The following is a 17,495-nucleotide window of genomic DNA, read 5'->3' as shown; positions in this document are numbered from 1 at the left end:
CAGCTGAAGGAAATCTTTGATCGTCGGCAAGCGAATGAAAAATGGGCAGCCTTGCAGACGAAAAGGCTCTGAACCCGAGTCCAGAGCCTTGAATCGTGCGGTACTTTACCGGAGATTTAAGGATTACGCGGTTTCTACCGTCGGAAAACTCTTCACCAGTGTGTCCAAAGCCTTGAGTTGGGCCAGGAACGGTTCCAGCTTGTCCAGGCGCAGGGCACAAGGCCCGTCGCACTTGGCGTTGTCCGGGTCCGGATGCGCTTCCAGGAACAGCCCGGCCAGCCCCTGGCTCATGCCGGCCTTGGCCAGGTCGGTGACCTGGGCCCGACGACCACCGGCGGAATCCGAGCGACCGCCCGGCATCTGCAGGGCGTGGGTCACGTCGAAGAACACCGGGTATTCGAACTGCTTCATGATGCCGAAGCCGAGCATGTCCACCACCAGGTTGTTGTAGCCGAAGCTCGAACCGCGCTCGCAGAGGATCAACTGGTCGTTGCCCGCTTCCACGCACTTGCTCAGGATGTGTTTCATTTCCTGGGGCGCGAGGAACTGGGCCTTCTTGATGTTGATCACCGCGCCGGTCTTGGCCATGGCCACCACCAGGTCGGTCTGGCGCGACAGGAAGGCCGGCAACTGGATAATGTCGCAGACCTCGGCGACCACGGCGGCCTGGGCCGGCTCGTGGACGTCGGTAATGATCGGCACGCCAAACGCCTGCTTGATGTCCTGGAAAATCCGCATCCCTTCTTCCAGGCCGGGGCCACGGTAGGAGGTGACGGACGAACGGTTGGCCTTGTCGAAGCTGGCCTTGAATACGTAAGGAATACCGAGTTTCTCGGTCACTTTCACGTACTCTTCACAGACCTGCATCGCCATGTCCCGGCTTTCCAGTACGTTCATGCCGCCGAACAGCACCATCGGCTTGTCGTTGGCAATCTCGATGTCGCCTACGCGGATGATCTTTTGGGCCATGCTCTTATCTCTCCGAGATCACGCGTTCTTCTGGTGTTGAGCCAAGGCCGCCTTGACGAAACCGCTGAACAGCGGATGGCCGTCGCGCGGGGTCGAGGTGAACTCGGGGTGGAACTGGCAAGCGACGAACCATGGATGATCCGGGGCCTCGACCACTTCCACCAACGAGCCATCACCGGAGCGACCGGAAATCTTCAGGCCGGCTTCGATGATCTGCGGCAGCAGCTTGTTGTTCACTTCGTAACGGTGACGGTGACGCTCGACGATCACGTCCTTGGCATAGCAATCGTGCACCAGGGATCCGGCTTCGAGCAGGCAATCCTGGGCACCGAGGCGCATGGTGCCGCCCAGGTCGGAGCTTTCGCTACGGGTCTCGACCACGCCGGTGGCATCTTCCCACTCGGTGATCAGGCCGACCACCGGGTGACCGCTGGTGCGATCGAACTCGGTGGAGTTGGCGTCTTTCCAGCCCATCACGTTACGGGCGAACTCGATGACCGCCACTTGCATGCCCAGGCAGATCCCCAGGTACGGCACCTTGTTCTCGCGAGCGTACTGGACGGCGGTGATCTTGCCTTCCACGCCACGCAGGCCGAAACCACCAGGAACCAGGATGGCGTCAACGCCTTCGAGCAGTGCGGTGCCCTGGTTTTCGATGTCTTCGGAGTCGATATAACGCAGGTTGACCTTGGTACGGTTGGTGATGCCGGCGTGACTCATCGCTTCGATCAGCGACTTGTAGGCGTCCAGCAGCTCCATGTACTTGCCGACCATGGCGATGGTGACTTCGTGTTCCGGGTTCAGCTTGGCGTCGACCACCGCTTCCCACTCGGACAGGTCGGCACCGCCACATTGCAGGCCGAAACGCTCGACGACGAAATCATCCAGGCCCTGGGAGTGCAGGATGCCGGGGATCTTGTAGATGGTATCGGCGTCTTCCAGCGCAATCACCGCACGTTCTTCAACGTTGGTGAACTGGGCGATCTTGCGACGCGACGAGATATCGATCGGGTGGTCGGAACGGCAGACCAGCACGTCCGGCTGCAGGCCGATGGAGCGCAGCTCCTTGACCGAGTGCTGGGTCGGCTTGGTCTTGGTTTCGCCGGCGGTGGCGATGTACGGCACCAGGGTCAGGTGCATCAGCATCGCGCGCTTGGCGCCGACTTCGAAACGCAACTGGCGGATGGCCTCGAGGAACGGTTGCGACTCGATGTCGCCGACCGTGCCGCCGATTTCCACCAGGGCCACGTCGGCATCGCCGGCGCCCTTGATGATGCGGCGCTTGATCTCGTCGGTGATGTGCGGGATCACCTGGATGGTGGCGCCCAGGTAATCACCACGACGCTCCTTGCGCAGCACGTGCTCGTAGACACGGCCCGTGGTGAAGTTGTTGTTCTGGGTCATGGTCGTGCGGATGAACCGCTCGTAGTGACCCAGGTCCAGGTCGGTCTCGGCACCGTCGTGGGTGACGAAGACTTCACCGTGCTGGAACGGGCTCATGGTGCCCGGATCGACGTTGATGTACGGATCCAGCTTGAGCATGGTGACTTTCAGTCCCCGCGCCTCCAGGATGGCCGCCAATGAAGCCGAGGCAATGCCTTTCCCCAATGAAGAAACAACACCGCCCGTGACGAATATGTAGCGCGTCATGAAAAACCCTAGAAGTCTGCGTTAAAGCGGTCCGAGCCGCCGGGGAAAGCGAAGGAAGGCCGAAGCCCCCGATTACCTGCGATCATCACAGTGCACCTTTCGAAAAACTGCTGCGTTGAGACGGTCCGCAGGGTTGAACCCGCGGTACGGTGCGCGCTACACATTTTTTGGAATCGCCCGGCAAAGACAGCCTGGTAATCGGCAACTCCTGCAATTGCTGGCAATCCACAGAAGTTGTATCAAGAAGGGAGCGTAGTCTACCGGAAAGCGCCTTTCAGCTCAAACCTTGATCGCTCGAAGGTGGCTGCCAATGCAAATGCCAGTCACCCAACGCCCCGCCGTCCAGGCCCGGCAGGTTCGCCACGGCCAGCAATTCGTCGCCTCGATAGAGCAGCGGCAATCGGCCGCGGACAAACCAGGGCACCCCACTTTCGTTAAGCAGGCGCTTCAGATCGCGGTGTCCGCGGTCCGGCAGGTGCAAAACCTCACCACCCTGACGATAGCGAACCTGCAAGGGACCGGCCGGTGCCTCGCCGACCACCAGCAGTTCGCCATTGTCCGGCAGCTCCAGCGGTCGATTCGGGCAGTTCCAGGCGATATCCGCCGACGGCTGGCGCAACCAGGACCCGCTCAACCACCATAAATGCTCGTCGGCACGGTGCAGCTCGCCCTCGGCCAGGCGCCATTTTGGCCGGGCATCATGGGCGGCATCGCGCAGATCGTCCCAACCAGCCCAATGGTCGCTGTCCGGCAGCCGGGTCAGCGGTGCCAGCCAATGCCGCAGGGCGTTGCGCTGCCGGGCCGGAGACAGGTCGATCAAGGCGTCGAGGGCCAGCGACGGTATGCCCAGCCAGACGTGCCGGGAATGCGCCAGGGCATCGTCGAGGTCGACTTCAGCCAATTCGTCGAGCAGTTCCTGGGCCTCGCGCAGGTGCGCGGCGCTGCGCACCATGCTGCTCACCGCTTGCGGCCAGCGCTCGGTCAGTCCGGGAAAAACCCGGTGACGGAGGAAGTTGCGCGAGAACTGCTGGTCACTGTTGGACGGGTCTTCGATCCAGCGCAGCTTGTACTGACGGGCATAACCCTCGAGCTCGGCCCGGGAAACGTCCAGCAGAGGCCGCACCAGATAGCCGCCGCCGACCTCGCGCTGTGCCGGCATGGCCGCCAGGCCACGCACCCCGGCGCCGCGCAGCAGTCGAAAGAGCAGGGTTTCGGCCTGGTCTTCGCGATGCTGGGCGGTGAGCAGTACGTCGTGCAACTGGGTGACCCCGGCAAAGGCCAGGTAACGCGCATCGCGGGCGGCGCGCTCAAGACTGGCGCCCAATTGCACGCTGACACGGATCACCTGCAAAGGTATCCCGAGCTCATCACAGACGGCCTGGCAATGTGCCGGCCAGCCGTCGGCCGCCGCCTGCAGCCCGTGATGGACATGCAAGGCGGCAATCCTGGGCAGGGGCCGGGTTTTCGCCAGGCTGGCGAGCAAGTGCAGCAGCACGGTGGAGTCCAGGCCGCCGGAGAAGCCGATCCGCCAGGTCTGGGCATTACGCCAGGGCGAAAGGGCTTCGAGCAGCCTGGAAGGCAGATCGATATCAGGCTGACGCATGGGTTGCCCCCCGCGCTGGCTCACGAACGATAACGCGCGCTATCAGAGACCGTAGCTCATCAGACGCTCGTAACGACGAGCCAGCAGCGCATCGTTGTCGAACTTCTTCAGCATAGCCAACTGCGTGCTGAGTTCGGCACGAATCGAGGCCGCCGCCGTGGCCGGATCGCGATGGGCGCCGCCCAGGGGCTCGGAAATCACCTTGTCGACGATCCCCAGGCCCTTGAGGCGCTCGGCCGTGATGCCCATGGCTTCGGCGGCGTCCGGGGCTTTATCGGCGGTTTTCCACAGAATGGAAGCACAGCCTTCCGGGGAAATCACCGCGTAAGTCGAGTACTGCAGCATGTTCAACTGGTCGCACACGCCGATGGCCAAGGCACCGCCGGAACCACCCTCACCGATCACGGTGGCGATGATCGGCGTTTTCAGCCGCGCCATCACCCGCAGGTTCCAGGCAATCGCTTCGCTCTGGTTGCGCTCTTCGGCGTCGATGCCCGGGTAGGCACCCGGGGTGTCGATAAAGGTCAGGATCGGCATCTTGAAGCGCTCGGCCATTTCCATCAGGCGGCAAGCCTTGCGGTAGCCTTCCGGACGCGGCATACCGAAGTTGCGACGGACCTTCTCGCGCACTTCACGGCCCTTCTGGTGGCCGATAATCATCACCGGCTGGTCGTCCAGGCGGGCAATACCGCCGACAATCGCCGCGTCGTCGGAGAAATGCCGATCGCCGTGCAGTTCGTCGAACTCGGTGAAGATGTGGTTGATGTAGTCCAGGGTATACGGACGACGCGGGTGACGCGCCAGACGCGCGATCTGCCAGCTGGTCAGCTTGCCGAAGATATCTTCGGTCAGCGTGTTGCTCTTGTCCTGCAGGCGGGAGATCTCATCGCCGATATTCAGCGAATTGTCGTTACCGACCAAGCGCAGCTCTTCGATCTTGGCTTGCAGGTCAGCGATCGGCTGTTCGAAATCAAGAAAATTCGGGTTCATAAGCATCCGTCTTGGGTCGAGCACAGTAGTTTTTACACAGCCTGGCCGGCCGATTGATCTGTATCGCGCCCTACCTTACGGGATATGGCGCGCTCAGGTCGAGATTAAAAATAGGGTCAAGGTCGGCGCGCACCAAGTGCGCCACCGTCCTAACGGTATTGGAGGAAGACGTTGTCTCGCCCGAACTGGTCACGCAATGCCTGAATCAGACTGTCCGCCGGGTCGATCCGCCAGCTCTCGCCGAACTGCAACAAGGCCTTGGCGTCGCTGCCGGTGTACTCCAGGGTGATCGGGCAGGCCCCCCGGTGCTTGCCGAGCAATTCCCCCAGCCAGCGCAGTTGATCGCCCTTGAGCGCGGCACTTTGCAGCTTCAGGCGCAGGCTTTCGGCCAGGTTGGTGCGCGCATCTTCCATGCTCATCACCCGCTTGACCCGCAGGCGCAGGCCGCCGGAGAAGTCGTCGTTGCTGACCTCGCCTTCGACCACCACCATGGCATCGGTCTGCAGCAGCGACTGGGCCGACATGAAGGCATCGGCGAACAACGAGGCCTCGATCCGTGCCGAACGGTCGTCGAGGGTGATAAAGCCCATCTTGTCGCCTTTTTTGTTTTTCATCACCCGCAGGTTGATGATCATCCCGGCGACTGTCTGGGTATCCCGGGCCGGCTTCAGGTCGATGATTCGCTGACGGGCAAAGCGGCGGATCTCGCCTTCGTACTCGTCGATCGGGTGACCGGTGAGGTAGAGGCCGAGGGTATCTTTCTCGCCCTTCAGCCGCTCCTTGAGGGTCAGTTCCTTGGCCTTGCGGTGATTGGCGTAGACATCGGCATCTTCTTCGACGAACAGCCCGCCAAACAGGTCGGCATGGCCGCTGTCGTGGGTCCGCGCAGTCTGCTCGGCGGCCTTGATCGCCTCTTCCATCGCCGCCAGCAACACCGCGCGGTTACGGTCGATATTGGCCTGGTAGGCCTTGGTCTCGTCATGGAAATACGGGCCAAGGCGATCCAGCGCCCCGCTACGGATCAAGCCGTCGAGGGTGCGCTTGTTGATACGCTTGAGGTCGACCCGGGCACAGAAATCGAACAGGTCCTTGAACGGCCCCTCCTGGCGTGCTTCGGTGATCGCCTCCACCGGCCCTTCGCCGACGCCTTTGATCGCGCCGAGGCCATAGATGATCCGGCCTTCGTCGTTCACCGTGAACTTGAACTCCGAGGCGTTCACGTCCGGCGCGTCGAGGCGCAGCTTCATGGTGCGCACTTCCTCGATCAAGGTCACGACCTTGTCGGTGTTGTGCATATCCGCGGACAGTACCGCGGCCATGAACGGCGCCGGGTAGTGGGCCTTCAGCCAGGCGGTCTGGTAGGAAACCAGGCCGTAGGCGGCGGAGTGGGATTTGTTGAAACCGTAACCGGCGAATTTCTCCACCAGGTCGAAGATGTTACCCGCCAGGTCCGGATCGATATTGTTGCTCGCGCAACCTTCGATGAAACCGCCACGCTGCTTGGCCATTTCCTCGGGCTTTTTCTTACCCATGGCCCGGCGCAACATGTCCGCGCCACCGAGGGTGTAGCCGGCCATGACCTGGGCGATCTGCATCACCTGTTCCTGATACAGGATGATGCCGTAGGTCGGCGCAAGCACCGGCTTGAGGCCTTCGTACTGGTAATCGGAGTGCGGGTACGCCAACTCGGCGCGGCCGTGCTTGCGGTTGATGAAGTCGTCCACCATGCCGGACTGCAGCGGCCCCGGACGGAACAGGGCCACCAGTGCGATCAGGTCTTCCAGGCAGTCGGGCTTGAGCTTCTTGATCAGCTCCTTCATACCACGGGATTCCAGCTGGAACACCGCCGTGGTCTCGGCCTTCTGCAACAGGCTGTAGGTCGGCTTGTCGTCCAGCGGGATAAAGGCGATGTCCAGCGGCGGTTCGTTGACCTTGGCGCGATCACGGTTGATGGTCTTCAGCGCCCAGTCGATGATCGTCAGGGTCCGCAGGCCGAGGAAGTCGAACTTCACCAGGCCGGCCGCCTCCACGTCGTCCTTGTCGAACTGGGTCACCAGGCCGTCGCCTTCCTCGTCGCAGTAGATCGGCGAGAAGTCGGTCAGCTTGGTCGGCGCGATCACCACGCCACCGGCGTGTTTACCGACGTTACGCACCACGCCTTCGAGCTTGCGCGCCATCTCCCAGATTTCCGCCGCCTCTTCATCGACCTTGATGAAGTCGCGCAGGATCTCTTCCTGCTCGTAGGCTTTTTCCAGGGTCATGCCGACTTCGAAGGGGATCATCTTCGACAGGCGATCCGCCAGGCCGTAGGACTTGCCCTGGACCCGCGCCACGTCGCGCACCACCGCCTTGGCGGCCATGGAACCGAAGGTGATGATCTGGCTCACGGCGTTGCGGCCGTACTTCTCGGCCACGTAGTCGATCACCCGGTCGCGACCATCCATGCAGAAGTCGACGTCGAAGTCGGGCATGGAAACCCGCTCCGGGTTGAGGAAACGTTCGAACAGCAGGTCATATTCCAGCGGGTCGAGGTCGGTGATCTTCTGTACGTAGGCCACCAGGGAACCGGCACCCGACCCCCGGCCAGGACCCACGGGCACGCCATTGCTCTTGGCCCACTGGATAAAGTCCATCACGATCAGGAAGTAACCGGGGAAACCCATCTGGATAATGATATCCAGCTCGAAATTCAGCCGGTCGACATAGACCTGGCGCTTGGCTTCATAGTCTTCGGTGGTGTCCCTGGGCAGCAGGACCGACAGGCGTTCTTCGAGGCCGTCGAAGGACACCTTGCGGAAATATTCGTCGATGGTCATGCCATCGGGGATCGGGAAGTTGGGCAGGAAGTGCTTGCCCAGCTTCACTTCGATATTGCAGCGCTTGGCGATCTCGACGCTGTTTTCCAGGGCGTCGGGCAGGTCGCTGAACAGCTCGGCCATTTCCTCGGCGCTTTTGAGGTATTGCTGGTCGCTGTAGTTCTTCGAACGACGCGGATCGTCGAGGGCCCGGCCCTCACCGATGCAGACGCGGGTTTCGTGGGCCTCGAAGTCTTCCTGCTTGATAAAGCGCACATCATTGGTCGCCACCAGCGGCGCACCCAGCTTGTCGGCCAGGGCCACGGCGCCGTGCAACTGCTCTTCGTCGTTGGGACGGTTGGTACGCTGGACTTCCAGGTAGAAACGGTCCGGGAACACCGCCATCCATTCGCGGGCCAGGGCTTCGGCTTCAGCGGCGTTGTCGCCGAGCAGGGCCATGCCGATCTCGCCCTCCTTGGCCGCCGAAAGCATGATCACGCCTTCGCTGGCCTCGGCCACCCACTCGCGCTCGATGATGACCATGCCGTTGCGCTGGCCATCGATATAGCCACGGGAAATCAGCTCGGTGATGTTGCGGTAGCCGACGGCGTTCATCGCCAGCAGGCTGATGCGGCTCAGCGGGGCATCGGGATCCTTGTTCGACAGCCACAGGTCGGCGCCGCAGATCGGCTTGATCCCGGCGCCCATGGCGGCCTTGTAGAACTTGACCAGGGAACACATGTTGTTCTGGTCGGTCACCGCCACGGCGGGCATGTTCAGGCCGTTCAGGGCCTTGACCAGCGGCTTGATCCGAACCAGGCCGTCGACCAGGGAGTACTCAGTGTGCAGGCGTAGATGAACGAATGAAGCCGGCATAGTGATCCTGTCTAATCTGTAGAAACAACAAGGCCCGGATTGTACCGGGCCTTGGCTAAAACATCAGCAGCGTTAAAGTTCGCCGGACCGCCCATGACGCTCATAGGCCAGCCGTACCGGCGCGAAGGAGCGTCGGTGAATCGGCGTCGGCCCCAGCCGCTGCAAGGCTTCCAGGTGCACCGGTGTCGGATAGCCCTTATGCCCGCCGATGCCATAACCCGGGTAGATCAATTCGACAGCTGCCATTTCACGATCACGGCTGACCTTGGCCAGGATTGACGCCGCCGCGATCGCCGGCACCTTGCTATCGCCCTTGACCACCGCTTCGGCTGGCATCGGCAACTTCGGGCAACGGTTGCCGTCGATCATCGCCAGCTTGGGCTGGATATGCAGGCCTTCGACCGCCCGCTGCATTGCCAGCATGGTGGCATGCAGAATGTTCAGTTCATCGATTTCCTCGACTTCGGCGCGGGCGATACACCAGCTCAGGGCCTTTTCGCGGATTTCGTCGTAGAGCTTTTCACGCCGGGCCTCGGTGAGTTTCTTCGAGTCGTTGAGGCCGAGGATCGGGCGCTTGGGATCGAGGATCACCGCCGCAGTCACAACCGCGCCGCAAAGCGGGCCACGACCGACTTCGTCGACACCGGCCACCAGGTCTTCGGCATCGGCCACCAGGGTGAAGTCCAATCCCATCTGCATTTTCACGCTACTCATACGGTTTTGCCGATCAGCTTCAACACTGCGTCGGCGGCCTGGTTCGAGGCATCCAGGCGCAAGGTGCGATGGATTTCGTCGAAGCCCCGGGTCTGCTCTTCGCCGCCCTCGATCAGCGGCGACAGGGTCTGCGCCAGGGCCTCGGGGGTTGCGTCATCCTGCAACAGCTCGGGCACCAGCAAACGCTGGGCCAGCAGGTTGGGCAAGGAGATGTAGGGGCTTTTTACCAGCCGCTTGAGAATCCAGAAGGTCAGTGGCGCCAGACGATAGGCGACCACCATCGGACGCTTGTACAGCAGGGCCTCCAGCGTCGCCGTACCCGAGGCGATCAACACCGCGTCGCAGGCGGCCAGGGCCTTGTGGGACTGGCCGTCGAGCAGGGTCAGCGGCAGATCGCGCCCCACCAGCAAGGCCTCGATCTGGGTACGCCGTTGCGGGCTGGCGCAGGGCATGACAAAACGGATAGCGGGGTGCATCTCCCGCAGGCGTTGCGCGGTATCGAGGAACAAGCCGCCCAGGCGCCCGACTTCGCCGCCACGACTGCCCGGCATCAGCGCCACCAACGGACCGTCCGGCAAGCCGAGTTCGGCCCGCGCCTGCCCACGGTCGGCCTGCAAGGGGATGGCGTCGGCCAGGGAATGCCCGACAAACCGCACCGGCACGCCTTTCTCTTCATAGAAGCGCGCTTCGAAAGGGAACAGCGTCAGCATCAGGTCACAGCCTTCGCGGATCTTCAGCACCCGCTTCTGCCGCCAGGCCCAGACCGACGGACTGACGTAATGCACGGTCTTGATCCCGGCACGGCGCAGCTTGAGTTCGATATTCAGGGTGAAATCCGGCGCATCGATGCCAATAAACACATCGGGCTTTTCGGCAATCAGCGTCTGGATCAGCAATTTGCGGCGCTTGAGCAGCTCAGGCAGACGGCCGAGCACTTCCACCAGGCCCATCACCGACAGCCGCTCCATGGGGAAATAGGAAACCAGGCCTTCGGCCTGCATCAGCGGGCCACCGACCCCGATAAACTCGACTTCAGGATGCTTGGCCTTGAGCGCCCGCATCAGACCAGAGCCGAGAATGTCGCCGGAGGCTTCCCCGGCGACCAGCGCAATTCGCAAAGTCGCCATGATCAGCGGGTGATGCCGCGGGTCGAGGACTGGATCGAATCGAGAAACACCGCCACTTCCGGGTACTGCGCGGCAGGTTCGGCCAGCTCGGCGATGGCTTGTTCCACCGTCAGCCCCTGGCGGTACACCACCTTGTAGGCCCGGCGCAGGGCGTGGAGCACTTCCTCGCTGAAACCACGCCGACGCAAGCCTTCGAAGTTCATGCTACGGGCTTCGGCGGGGTTGCCGAAGACCGTGACATAGGCAGGAACATCCTTGCCGATGGCGGTGCCCATGCCGGAAAAGCTGTGGGCGCCGATATGGCAGAACTGATGGACCAGGGTGAACCCCGAGAGGATCGCCCAATCCCCCATGTGCACATGCCCGGCCAATGCCGTGTTGTTGACCAGGATGCAGTGGTTGCCGATCACGCTGTCGTGACCGATATGGGCGTAGGCCATGATCAGGTTGTGGTCGCCCAGGGTGGTTTCCGAGCGATCCTGTACCGTGCCCCGGTGGATGGTCACACCTTCGCGGATAACGTTGTGGTCACCAATGACCAGGCGCGTCTCTTCGCCTTTGTACTTGAGATCGGGCGTGTCTTCGCCTACCGAGGAAAACTGGTAGATGCGGTTGTGTTTGCCGATCCGGGTCGGGCCCTTGAGAATCACATGCGGCCCGATCACTGTCCCCTCGCCGATTTCCACACCTGCGCCGACGATCGACCAGGGGCCGACCTCAACGCCCTCGGCCAGTACGGCCGTGGGATCGATGATTGCGCGAGGGTCAATCAAACTCATACTTTCTGTTCCGCACAGATGATCTCGGCCGAGCAGACCGGCTTGCCGTCAACCGAAGCCTGGCACTCGAACTTCCAGATCTTGCGCTTGCAGCTGATGAACTTGGCTTCGAGGATCAACTGGTCGCCCGGCAGTACCGGCTGGCGGAAACGCAGCTTGTCGGAGCCGACGAAGTAGTACAGGGTGCCGTCGGAAGGCTTCACGTCGAGCATCTTGAAACCGAGGATGCCCGCAGCCTGGGCCATGGCTTCGATAATCAGCACGCCCGGCATGATCGGATGCGCCGGGAAGTGGCCGTTGAAGAAAGGCTCGTTGATGCTGACATTCTTGTAGGCACGAATGCGCTGGGCCTCGACATCCAGTTCCACCACCCGGTCCACCAGCAGGAACGGGTAACGGTGAGGCAGGTATTCGCGAATCTCTTTGATGTCCATCATTTCGTGGGGAAGCCTGTAGTAAAGAGTGGGAGCGCGCCACGCGCGGCTCCTCTAGCAAATCAAGAAGGCAGCTTGCGTACAAACCCAGGCGGCTACTTGATATGGAAAATGGTATCAGCCATCTGATGAAGCATTACCGTCCGGGGTCACGTCGCCTACCCGCTTTTCCAGCTGCCGCAGGCGCCGGGCCATGTCGTCGAGCTGGCGAATACGCGCCGCGCTCTTGCGCCACTCGGCGGCCGGCTGCATCGCCGTACCGGAAGAATAGGCACCCGGCTCGGTAATCGAGTGGGTGACCATGGTCATCCCGGTCAGGAAGACGTTGTCGCAAATCTCGATATGCCCCACCAGGCCGACGCCACCGGCGAGCATGCAGTGCTTGCCGATCTTGGTGCTGCCGGAAATCCCGCAGCAGGCGGCCATGGCCGTGTGATCGCCGACCTGAACGTTGTGGGCGATCTGAATCTGGTTGTCGAGCTTGACCCCGTTGCCAATGATCGTGTCGGCCAGGGCACCGCGGTCGATGGCGGTATTGACGCCGATCTCCACATCGTCACCGACGGTCACGCCACCGATCTGGGCAATTTTCTGCCAGATACCCTTTTCATTGGCGAAGCCGAAGCCTTCACCGCCGAGCACGGCACCGGACTGGATCACCACCCGCTTGCCGATGCGCACGTCGTGGTAAAGCGTGACCCGTGGCGCCAGCCAGCCGCCTTCGCCGATTTCACAGCGAGCACCGACAAAACACTGGGCGCCGATGGTCACGCCAGCACCAATCCGCGCAGCGCTCTCGATCACCGCAAAGGCACCGATACTGGCGGTCGGATCGACCTGGGCATCGGCAGCCACCACCGCGCTCGGGTGAATCCCGGCAGGCGCTTTGGGCTTGGGATCGAACAGGTGCGAAATACGCGCATAGGCCAGGTAGGGATCAGCCACCACCAGCGCATCGCCGGCATAACCTTCGGCGTCGGCGGCCTTGAGCAACACGGCGCCGGCCTGGCTGTCAGTGAGGTATTTGCGGTACTGGGGATTTGCCAGAAAGCTCAACTGAGCTGGGCCAGCCTCCTGCAAGGTGGCTAGCCCAGTGATTTGTTTCTCCTCGTTGCCACGTAGGGTGGCACCGAGGATCTCGGCCAATTGGCCGAGCTTGATGGTCGCTGTCATGGATTACTTCAGCTGGTTCATGCGCTCGATCACCTGGCGGGTGATGTCGTACTGCGGTTTGACATCGATCACGGCGCCACGCTCGAACACCAGGTCAAAGGCACCTTTCTTGATGACTTCTTCCACGGCGCTATCCAGCTTGGGCTTGAGCTGCTTGAGCATCTCGCGGTCAGCAACGGCTTTTTGCTCGTTCAGTTCCTTGGACTGGAACTGGAAGTCACGGGCCTTTTGCTTGAATTCCAGCTCCAGACGCTCGCGTTCGCCCTGCTGCATCTTGTCGCCACCGGCCACCAGACGATCCTGGATACCCTTGGCACTGCTTTCCAGGGCCTGGAGCTTGGTCAGTTGCGGACCGAACTTCTTCTCGGCATCGACGGCGTACTTCTTGGCTGCGTCGGATTCCAGCAGGGCCATCTGATAGTTCAGGACCGCGATTTTCATTTCGGCAAAGGCCGGGGTCGCTACCAGAACAGTGGCCAGCAGAACCAGTTGAGTCAACTTACGCACAATAAACTCCTACAAAATCCGTTGTCGTTATCTAGGGTCAGGCCGTTAGAAGGTCTGACCGAGGGAGAATTGGAACACCTGGGTTTCAGCGTTACTAGGCTCTTTGACCGGCACGGCCAGGGCAAAACTCAATGGCCCCAGGGCGGTTACCCAGGTCACGCCAACACCCACGGAACTGGCCATATTGCTGAAACTGATGTCGTTGCACTGCGTCTGCGACAGCGTGCCATTGGTGTTACGGACCTGTTCGCACTTGGAGTCGAACACGTTACCCACGTCCCAGAACAGCGAGGTGCGCAGCGAACGCTGGTCTTTCACGAATGGCAGCGGGAACAACAGCTCCGCACCACCTTGAATCAGTACGTTACCACCGAACGGCAATGGATTCGTGCTGGTATCGGCAATCGTGCCGGCGTTACCGGTCACATCCGCACCACGACTTGGCGTACCGCGCGGACCCAGGGTGCTGTCCTTGAAACCACGTACCGAGTTGAAACCACCGGCGTAGTAGTTCTCATAGAACGGCAGGCCGTTGGTCGAACCATAGCCGTCGCCGTAACCCAATTCGGTATGGAAACGCATGGTGTAGGTGTCGCTCAACGGCTGGAATACCTGACCGCGGTAGTCGAGTTTGAAGAACAACAGGTCACTGCCTGGGATGGTGCTTTCCAGGGTCAGGCTCTGGGAGTGACCACGGGTCGCCAGGACGCCTTTGTTCAGGGTCGAATCCGACCAGCCGAGGGAGGCCTTGTAGTTCAGGAACTCGTCGCCCTGGGTGTTAACGAAGTTGAAGATTTCGTCGACGGTGTACTGGCCGGTCTGGATCTTGTCCTGCTGGGCCGTCAGGCCGAAGGTCAGGCGCGATGTCTCGCTGATCGGGTAACCGACGCTGACGCCAGCACCCAGGCTGTCCACGGCATAGCTGGCAACGCTGACATCGAGTTCGCTGTAGTCAGTGGTGCGGTAGAACACGTTGTAGCCCAGGCTGACACCGTCCGGCGTCCAGTAGGGGTCGACATAACCGAAGTTATAGCGGCTCTGGTACTGGCTGCGGGTCAGGCCGATGCTGACCTTGTTACCGGTACCGAGGAAGTTGTTCTGGGTGATCGAACCGCCCAGGATCAGACCGGCGCTCTGGGCAAAACCGACGCTGGCGGTAATCGAACCCGAGGCTTGCTCTTCCACGGTGTAGTTCACGTCAACCTGGTCATCGACACCCGGAACAGCCGGGGTTTCGACGTTGACTTCCTTGAAGAAGCCCAGGCGTTCAAGACGGGTCTTGGACTGGTCGATCAGGTAGGTGGAAGCCCAACCGCCTTCCATCTGACGCATTTCACGACGCAGCACTTCGTCCGCGGACTTGGTGTTGCCACGGTAGTTGATACGGTTGACGTAGGCACGCTTGCCCGGGTCGACCACGAAGGTGATATCGACGGTGTGATCGTCATCGTGCGGCGTCGGTACGCCGTTGACGTTGGCGAAAGTGTAGCCGTCGTTACCCAGGCGGCGGGTGATCAGTTCCGAGGTGGTGGTCATCAGCTTGCGCGAGAACACCTGGCCCTTCTCCACCAGCAGCAGGGACTTGACCTGGTCTTCCGGCACCTTCAGGTCACCACTGAGCTTCACGTCGCGGACCTTGTACTTCTGGCCTTCGGTGACGTTGACCGTGATATAGACGCTTTTCTTGTCCGGGGTGATGGACACCTGGGTCGAGGCGATATCCATGTTGATATAGCCGCGGTCCAGGTAGTAGGAGCGCAGGCGTTCCAGGTCACCGGAGAGCTTTTCGCGGGCATACTTGTCATCGTTCTTGAAGAACGACAGCCAGTTGGTGGTCTTGAGTTCGAACAGATCGATCAGGTCTTCGTCCTTGAATACCGAGTTACCCACCACGTTGATGTGCTGGATCGCGGCGACGGTGCCTTCGTTGATCTTGATCTTCAAGCCCACGCGGTTACGCGGCTCGGGAACGACTTCGGTCTCGACCTCGGCCGAGTAGCGGCCTTGGGCCACATACTGACGCTGAAGTTCGTTACGCACACCTTCAAGGGTCGCACGCTGGAAGATTTCACCCTCGGCCAGGCCGGACTGTTTCAGCCCCTTCATCAAGTCGTCAGTCGAGATCGCCTTGTTGCCTTCGATATCGATGCTGGCCACCGAAGGTCGTTCAACGACCGTGATGACCAGGACGTTACCTTCGCGCCCCAGCTGGATATCCTGGAAGAAACCGGTTTTGAACAGCGCGCGAGTGGATTCCACCAGGCGACGGTCATCCGCTTGCTCCCCGACATTCAACGGTAACGCGCCAAACACGCTACCAGCGGATACCCGCTGGAGGCCATTGACACGAATATCGGAGATAGTGAAGGACTCGGCGTGAACTTCGGCGATCATCAATACGGTGAGAACCGCAGTTAGCAGCAGACGTTTCATGAAGTCCTTTCTTATTCCAACTGGCAATAAACAAACTGCCGCACAATGCGGCAGATTCGCAATTTTCGCGAAGCGTTACAGTCGACCCAGATCGTTGACCAGGGCAAGCAACATCACCCCAACCACCAAACTGATACCGATCTGAATCCCCCAACCTTGCACCCGATCCGACAAGGGACGACCACGCGCCCACTCGATCAGATAAAACAGCAAATGCCCCCCATCCAGTACCGGGATGGGCAACAAATTCAGAACCCCGAGGCTGATACTCAGATAAGCCAGGAAATTCAGGAAATCAGCGACGCCCGACTGGGCCGAAGCGCCCGCCACTTTAGCAATGGTTATCGGTCCACTCAAGTTTTTTACCGAGAGCTCGCCGAACAACATTTTCTTCAGCGAGTCCAGGGTCAGGACGCTCATGGTCCAAGTGCGTCGAGCACCTTCGCCAATCGCCGCCAGAGGCCCGTAGCTGACCTCTCGAACCATCTCCGGCGGCCAGTCCACCGCCTTGACGCCGGCCCCCAGGTAACCGCTCGCCGCCTTGCCTTCGCCGCGGCTGGCCAAGGTCAGCGGGACGTCGATTTGAGCACCATCACGCTCGACGTGCAGCACAATTTTGGTATCAGGACGTACACGGACCCAATCCACCACCTGCTGCCAATCGTTCAGGGGCTGGTCATTCACCGCCAACAGGCGGTCGCCGGTCTTGAGGCCGGCGGCCTGGGCCGGGCCCTTCGGATCGAGTTCGGCCAGCACCGGCGCCAGCGCCGGACGCCATGGGCGAATCCCCAGAGACTTGATTGGATCGGGCTCGTCGGCGCCTTGCAGCCAATGGTCCAGTGCCAGTTCGCGGGGCGAGTCGGCCGTCGAGCCAGGCTCACGGACCCGCAACTGCAGGGTGCCGCTTTCCCCCAGGCGACGCACCAACTGAAGATTGACCGCGCCCCAACCGGTGGTCGGCTCGCCATCGACGGCGACGATTTCCTGACCGCTGCTCAACCCGGCCTTCTCGGCCAGGCTACCGCTTTCCACGGTACCGATGACCGGACGCACCTGCTGGCTGCCCAGCATCGCCAGGCCCCAGAAAAACACGATGGCCAGGAGAAAGTTGGCAATCGGGCCGGCGGCGACGATTGCGATACGCTGGCGCACCGACTTGCGATTGAAGGCCTGGTCGAGCAGCTCCGGCGGGACTTCAGCCTCGCGCTCGTCGAGCATTTTCACGTAGCCGCCCAACGGAATCGCGGCGACCACGAACTCGGTGCCCTGGCGATCGTGCCAACGCAGCAGCGGCATGCCGAAGCCCACGGAAAAACGCAGGACCTTGACGCCGCAACGACGGGCCACCCAGAAATGGCCGAATTCGTGGAAGGTCACCAGCACACCCAGGGCCACCAGGGTGCCGACTATCATATAGAGCGCGCTCATTTACTTTCTCCGCAATC

General features: G+C 61.3%; 13 protein-coding genes. All 13 read right to left on the bottom strand.

Features of this window, described 5'->3' with window-relative positions:
- Window positions 1-123: 123 nt before the first annotated feature.
- Window positions 124-969 carry a 3-deoxy-8-phosphooctulonate synthase gene (gene kdsA, locus M5C56_RS24205; protein WP_100938597.1) on the bottom strand — a complete coding sequence of 282 codons (846 nt, stop codon included), beginning with the start codon at window positions 967-969 and terminating at the stop codon, window positions 124-126.
- A gap of 18 nt (window positions 970-987) precedes the next feature.
- Window positions 988-2,619, bottom strand: coding sequence for a CTP synthase (locus M5C56_RS24200; RefSeq protein ID WP_103496390.1), 1,632 nt, complete (start codon window positions 2,617-2,619; stop codon window positions 988-990).
- A gap of 274 nt (window positions 2,620-2,893) precedes the next feature.
- Complete coding sequence (tilS, locus tag M5C56_RS24195; protein WP_103496389.1) at window positions 2,894-4,222, bottom strand: tRNA lysidine(34) synthetase TilS; 1,329 nt, start codon at window positions 4,220-4,222, stop codon at window positions 2,894-2,896.
- A 42-nt stretch (window positions 4,223-4,264) separates the two neighbouring features.
- Window positions 4,265-5,212 carry an acetyl-CoA carboxylase carboxyltransferase subunit alpha gene (locus M5C56_RS24190; RefSeq protein WP_103496388.1) on the bottom strand — a complete coding sequence of 316 codons (948 nt, stop codon included), beginning with the start codon at window positions 5,210-5,212 and terminating at the stop codon, window positions 4,265-4,267.
- Between the two features lie 149 nt (window positions 5,213-5,361).
- The gene (dnaE, locus tag M5C56_RS24185) at window positions 5,362-8,883 is read right to left on the bottom strand and encodes a DNA polymerase III subunit alpha (RefSeq protein WP_103496387.1); all 3,522 of its coding nucleotides are present in this window, start codon (window positions 8,881-8,883) and stop codon (window positions 5,362-5,364) included.
- A gap of 72 nt (window positions 8,884-8,955) precedes the next feature.
- Window positions 8,956-9,582 carry a ribonuclease HII gene (gene rnhB, locus M5C56_RS24180; protein WP_247263345.1) on the bottom strand — a complete coding sequence of 209 codons (627 nt, stop codon included), beginning with the start codon at window positions 9,580-9,582 and terminating at the stop codon, window positions 8,956-8,958.
- 11 nt (window positions 9,583-9,593) lie between these two features.
- Complete coding sequence (gene lpxB / locus M5C56_RS24175; RefSeq protein WP_103496385.1) at window positions 9,594-10,724, bottom strand: lipid-A-disaccharide synthase; 1,131 nt, start codon at window positions 10,722-10,724, stop codon at window positions 9,594-9,596.
- A gap of 2 nt (window positions 10,725-10,726) precedes the next feature.
- Window positions 10,727-11,503 (bottom strand): acyl-ACP--UDP-N-acetylglucosamine O-acyltransferase, encoded by a 777-nt coding sequence (gene lpxA, locus M5C56_RS24170; protein ID WP_103496384.1) that lies wholly within the window; start codon window positions 11,501-11,503, stop codon window positions 10,727-10,729.
- Window positions 11,500-11,940, bottom strand: coding sequence for a 3-hydroxyacyl-ACP dehydratase FabZ (gene fabZ, locus M5C56_RS24165; protein WP_040064770.1), 441 nt, complete (start codon window positions 11,938-11,940; stop codon window positions 11,500-11,502). Before fabZ ends, lpxA begins: the two co-directional genes overlap by 4 nt.
- A 114-nt stretch (window positions 11,941-12,054) precedes the next feature.
- A complete protein-coding gene (lpxD, locus tag M5C56_RS24160; protein WP_103496383.1) occupies window positions 12,055-13,110 on the bottom strand; it encodes a UDP-3-O-(3-hydroxymyristoyl)glucosamine N-acyltransferase in 1,056 nt (351 codons plus the stop codon).
- 3 nt (window positions 13,111-13,113) lie between these two features.
- Window positions 13,114-13,617, bottom strand: coding sequence for an OmpH family outer membrane protein (locus M5C56_RS24155; protein WP_103496382.1), 504 nt, complete (start codon window positions 13,615-13,617; stop codon window positions 13,114-13,116).
- A 45-nt stretch (window positions 13,618-13,662) separates the two neighbouring features.
- Window positions 13,663-16,050: an outer membrane protein assembly factor BamA gene (gene bamA / locus M5C56_RS24150; RefSeq protein WP_103496381.1), complete on the bottom strand. Its 2,388-nt coding sequence runs from the start codon at window positions 16,048-16,050 to the stop codon at window positions 13,663-13,665.
- 75 nt (window positions 16,051-16,125) lie between these two features.
- Window positions 16,126-17,478, bottom strand: a complete 1,353-nt coding sequence (gene rseP, locus M5C56_RS24145; protein WP_103496380.1) for a sigma E protease regulator RseP — start codon at window positions 17,476-17,478, stop codon at window positions 16,126-16,128.
- Window positions 17,479-17,495: the final 17 nt, after the last annotated feature.

Origin of the sequence: Pseudomonas sp. MWU13-2862 (assembly GCF_023242495.1) — a bacterium.
In the GTDB taxonomy this organism is placed as follows: domain Bacteria; phylum Pseudomonadota; class Gammaproteobacteria; order Pseudomonadales; family Pseudomonadaceae; genus Aquipseudomonas; species Aquipseudomonas gingeri_D.
The sequence above is the reverse complement of the archived record's forward strand: the minus strand, read 5'-3'. Positions and strand labels throughout refer to the sequence as shown.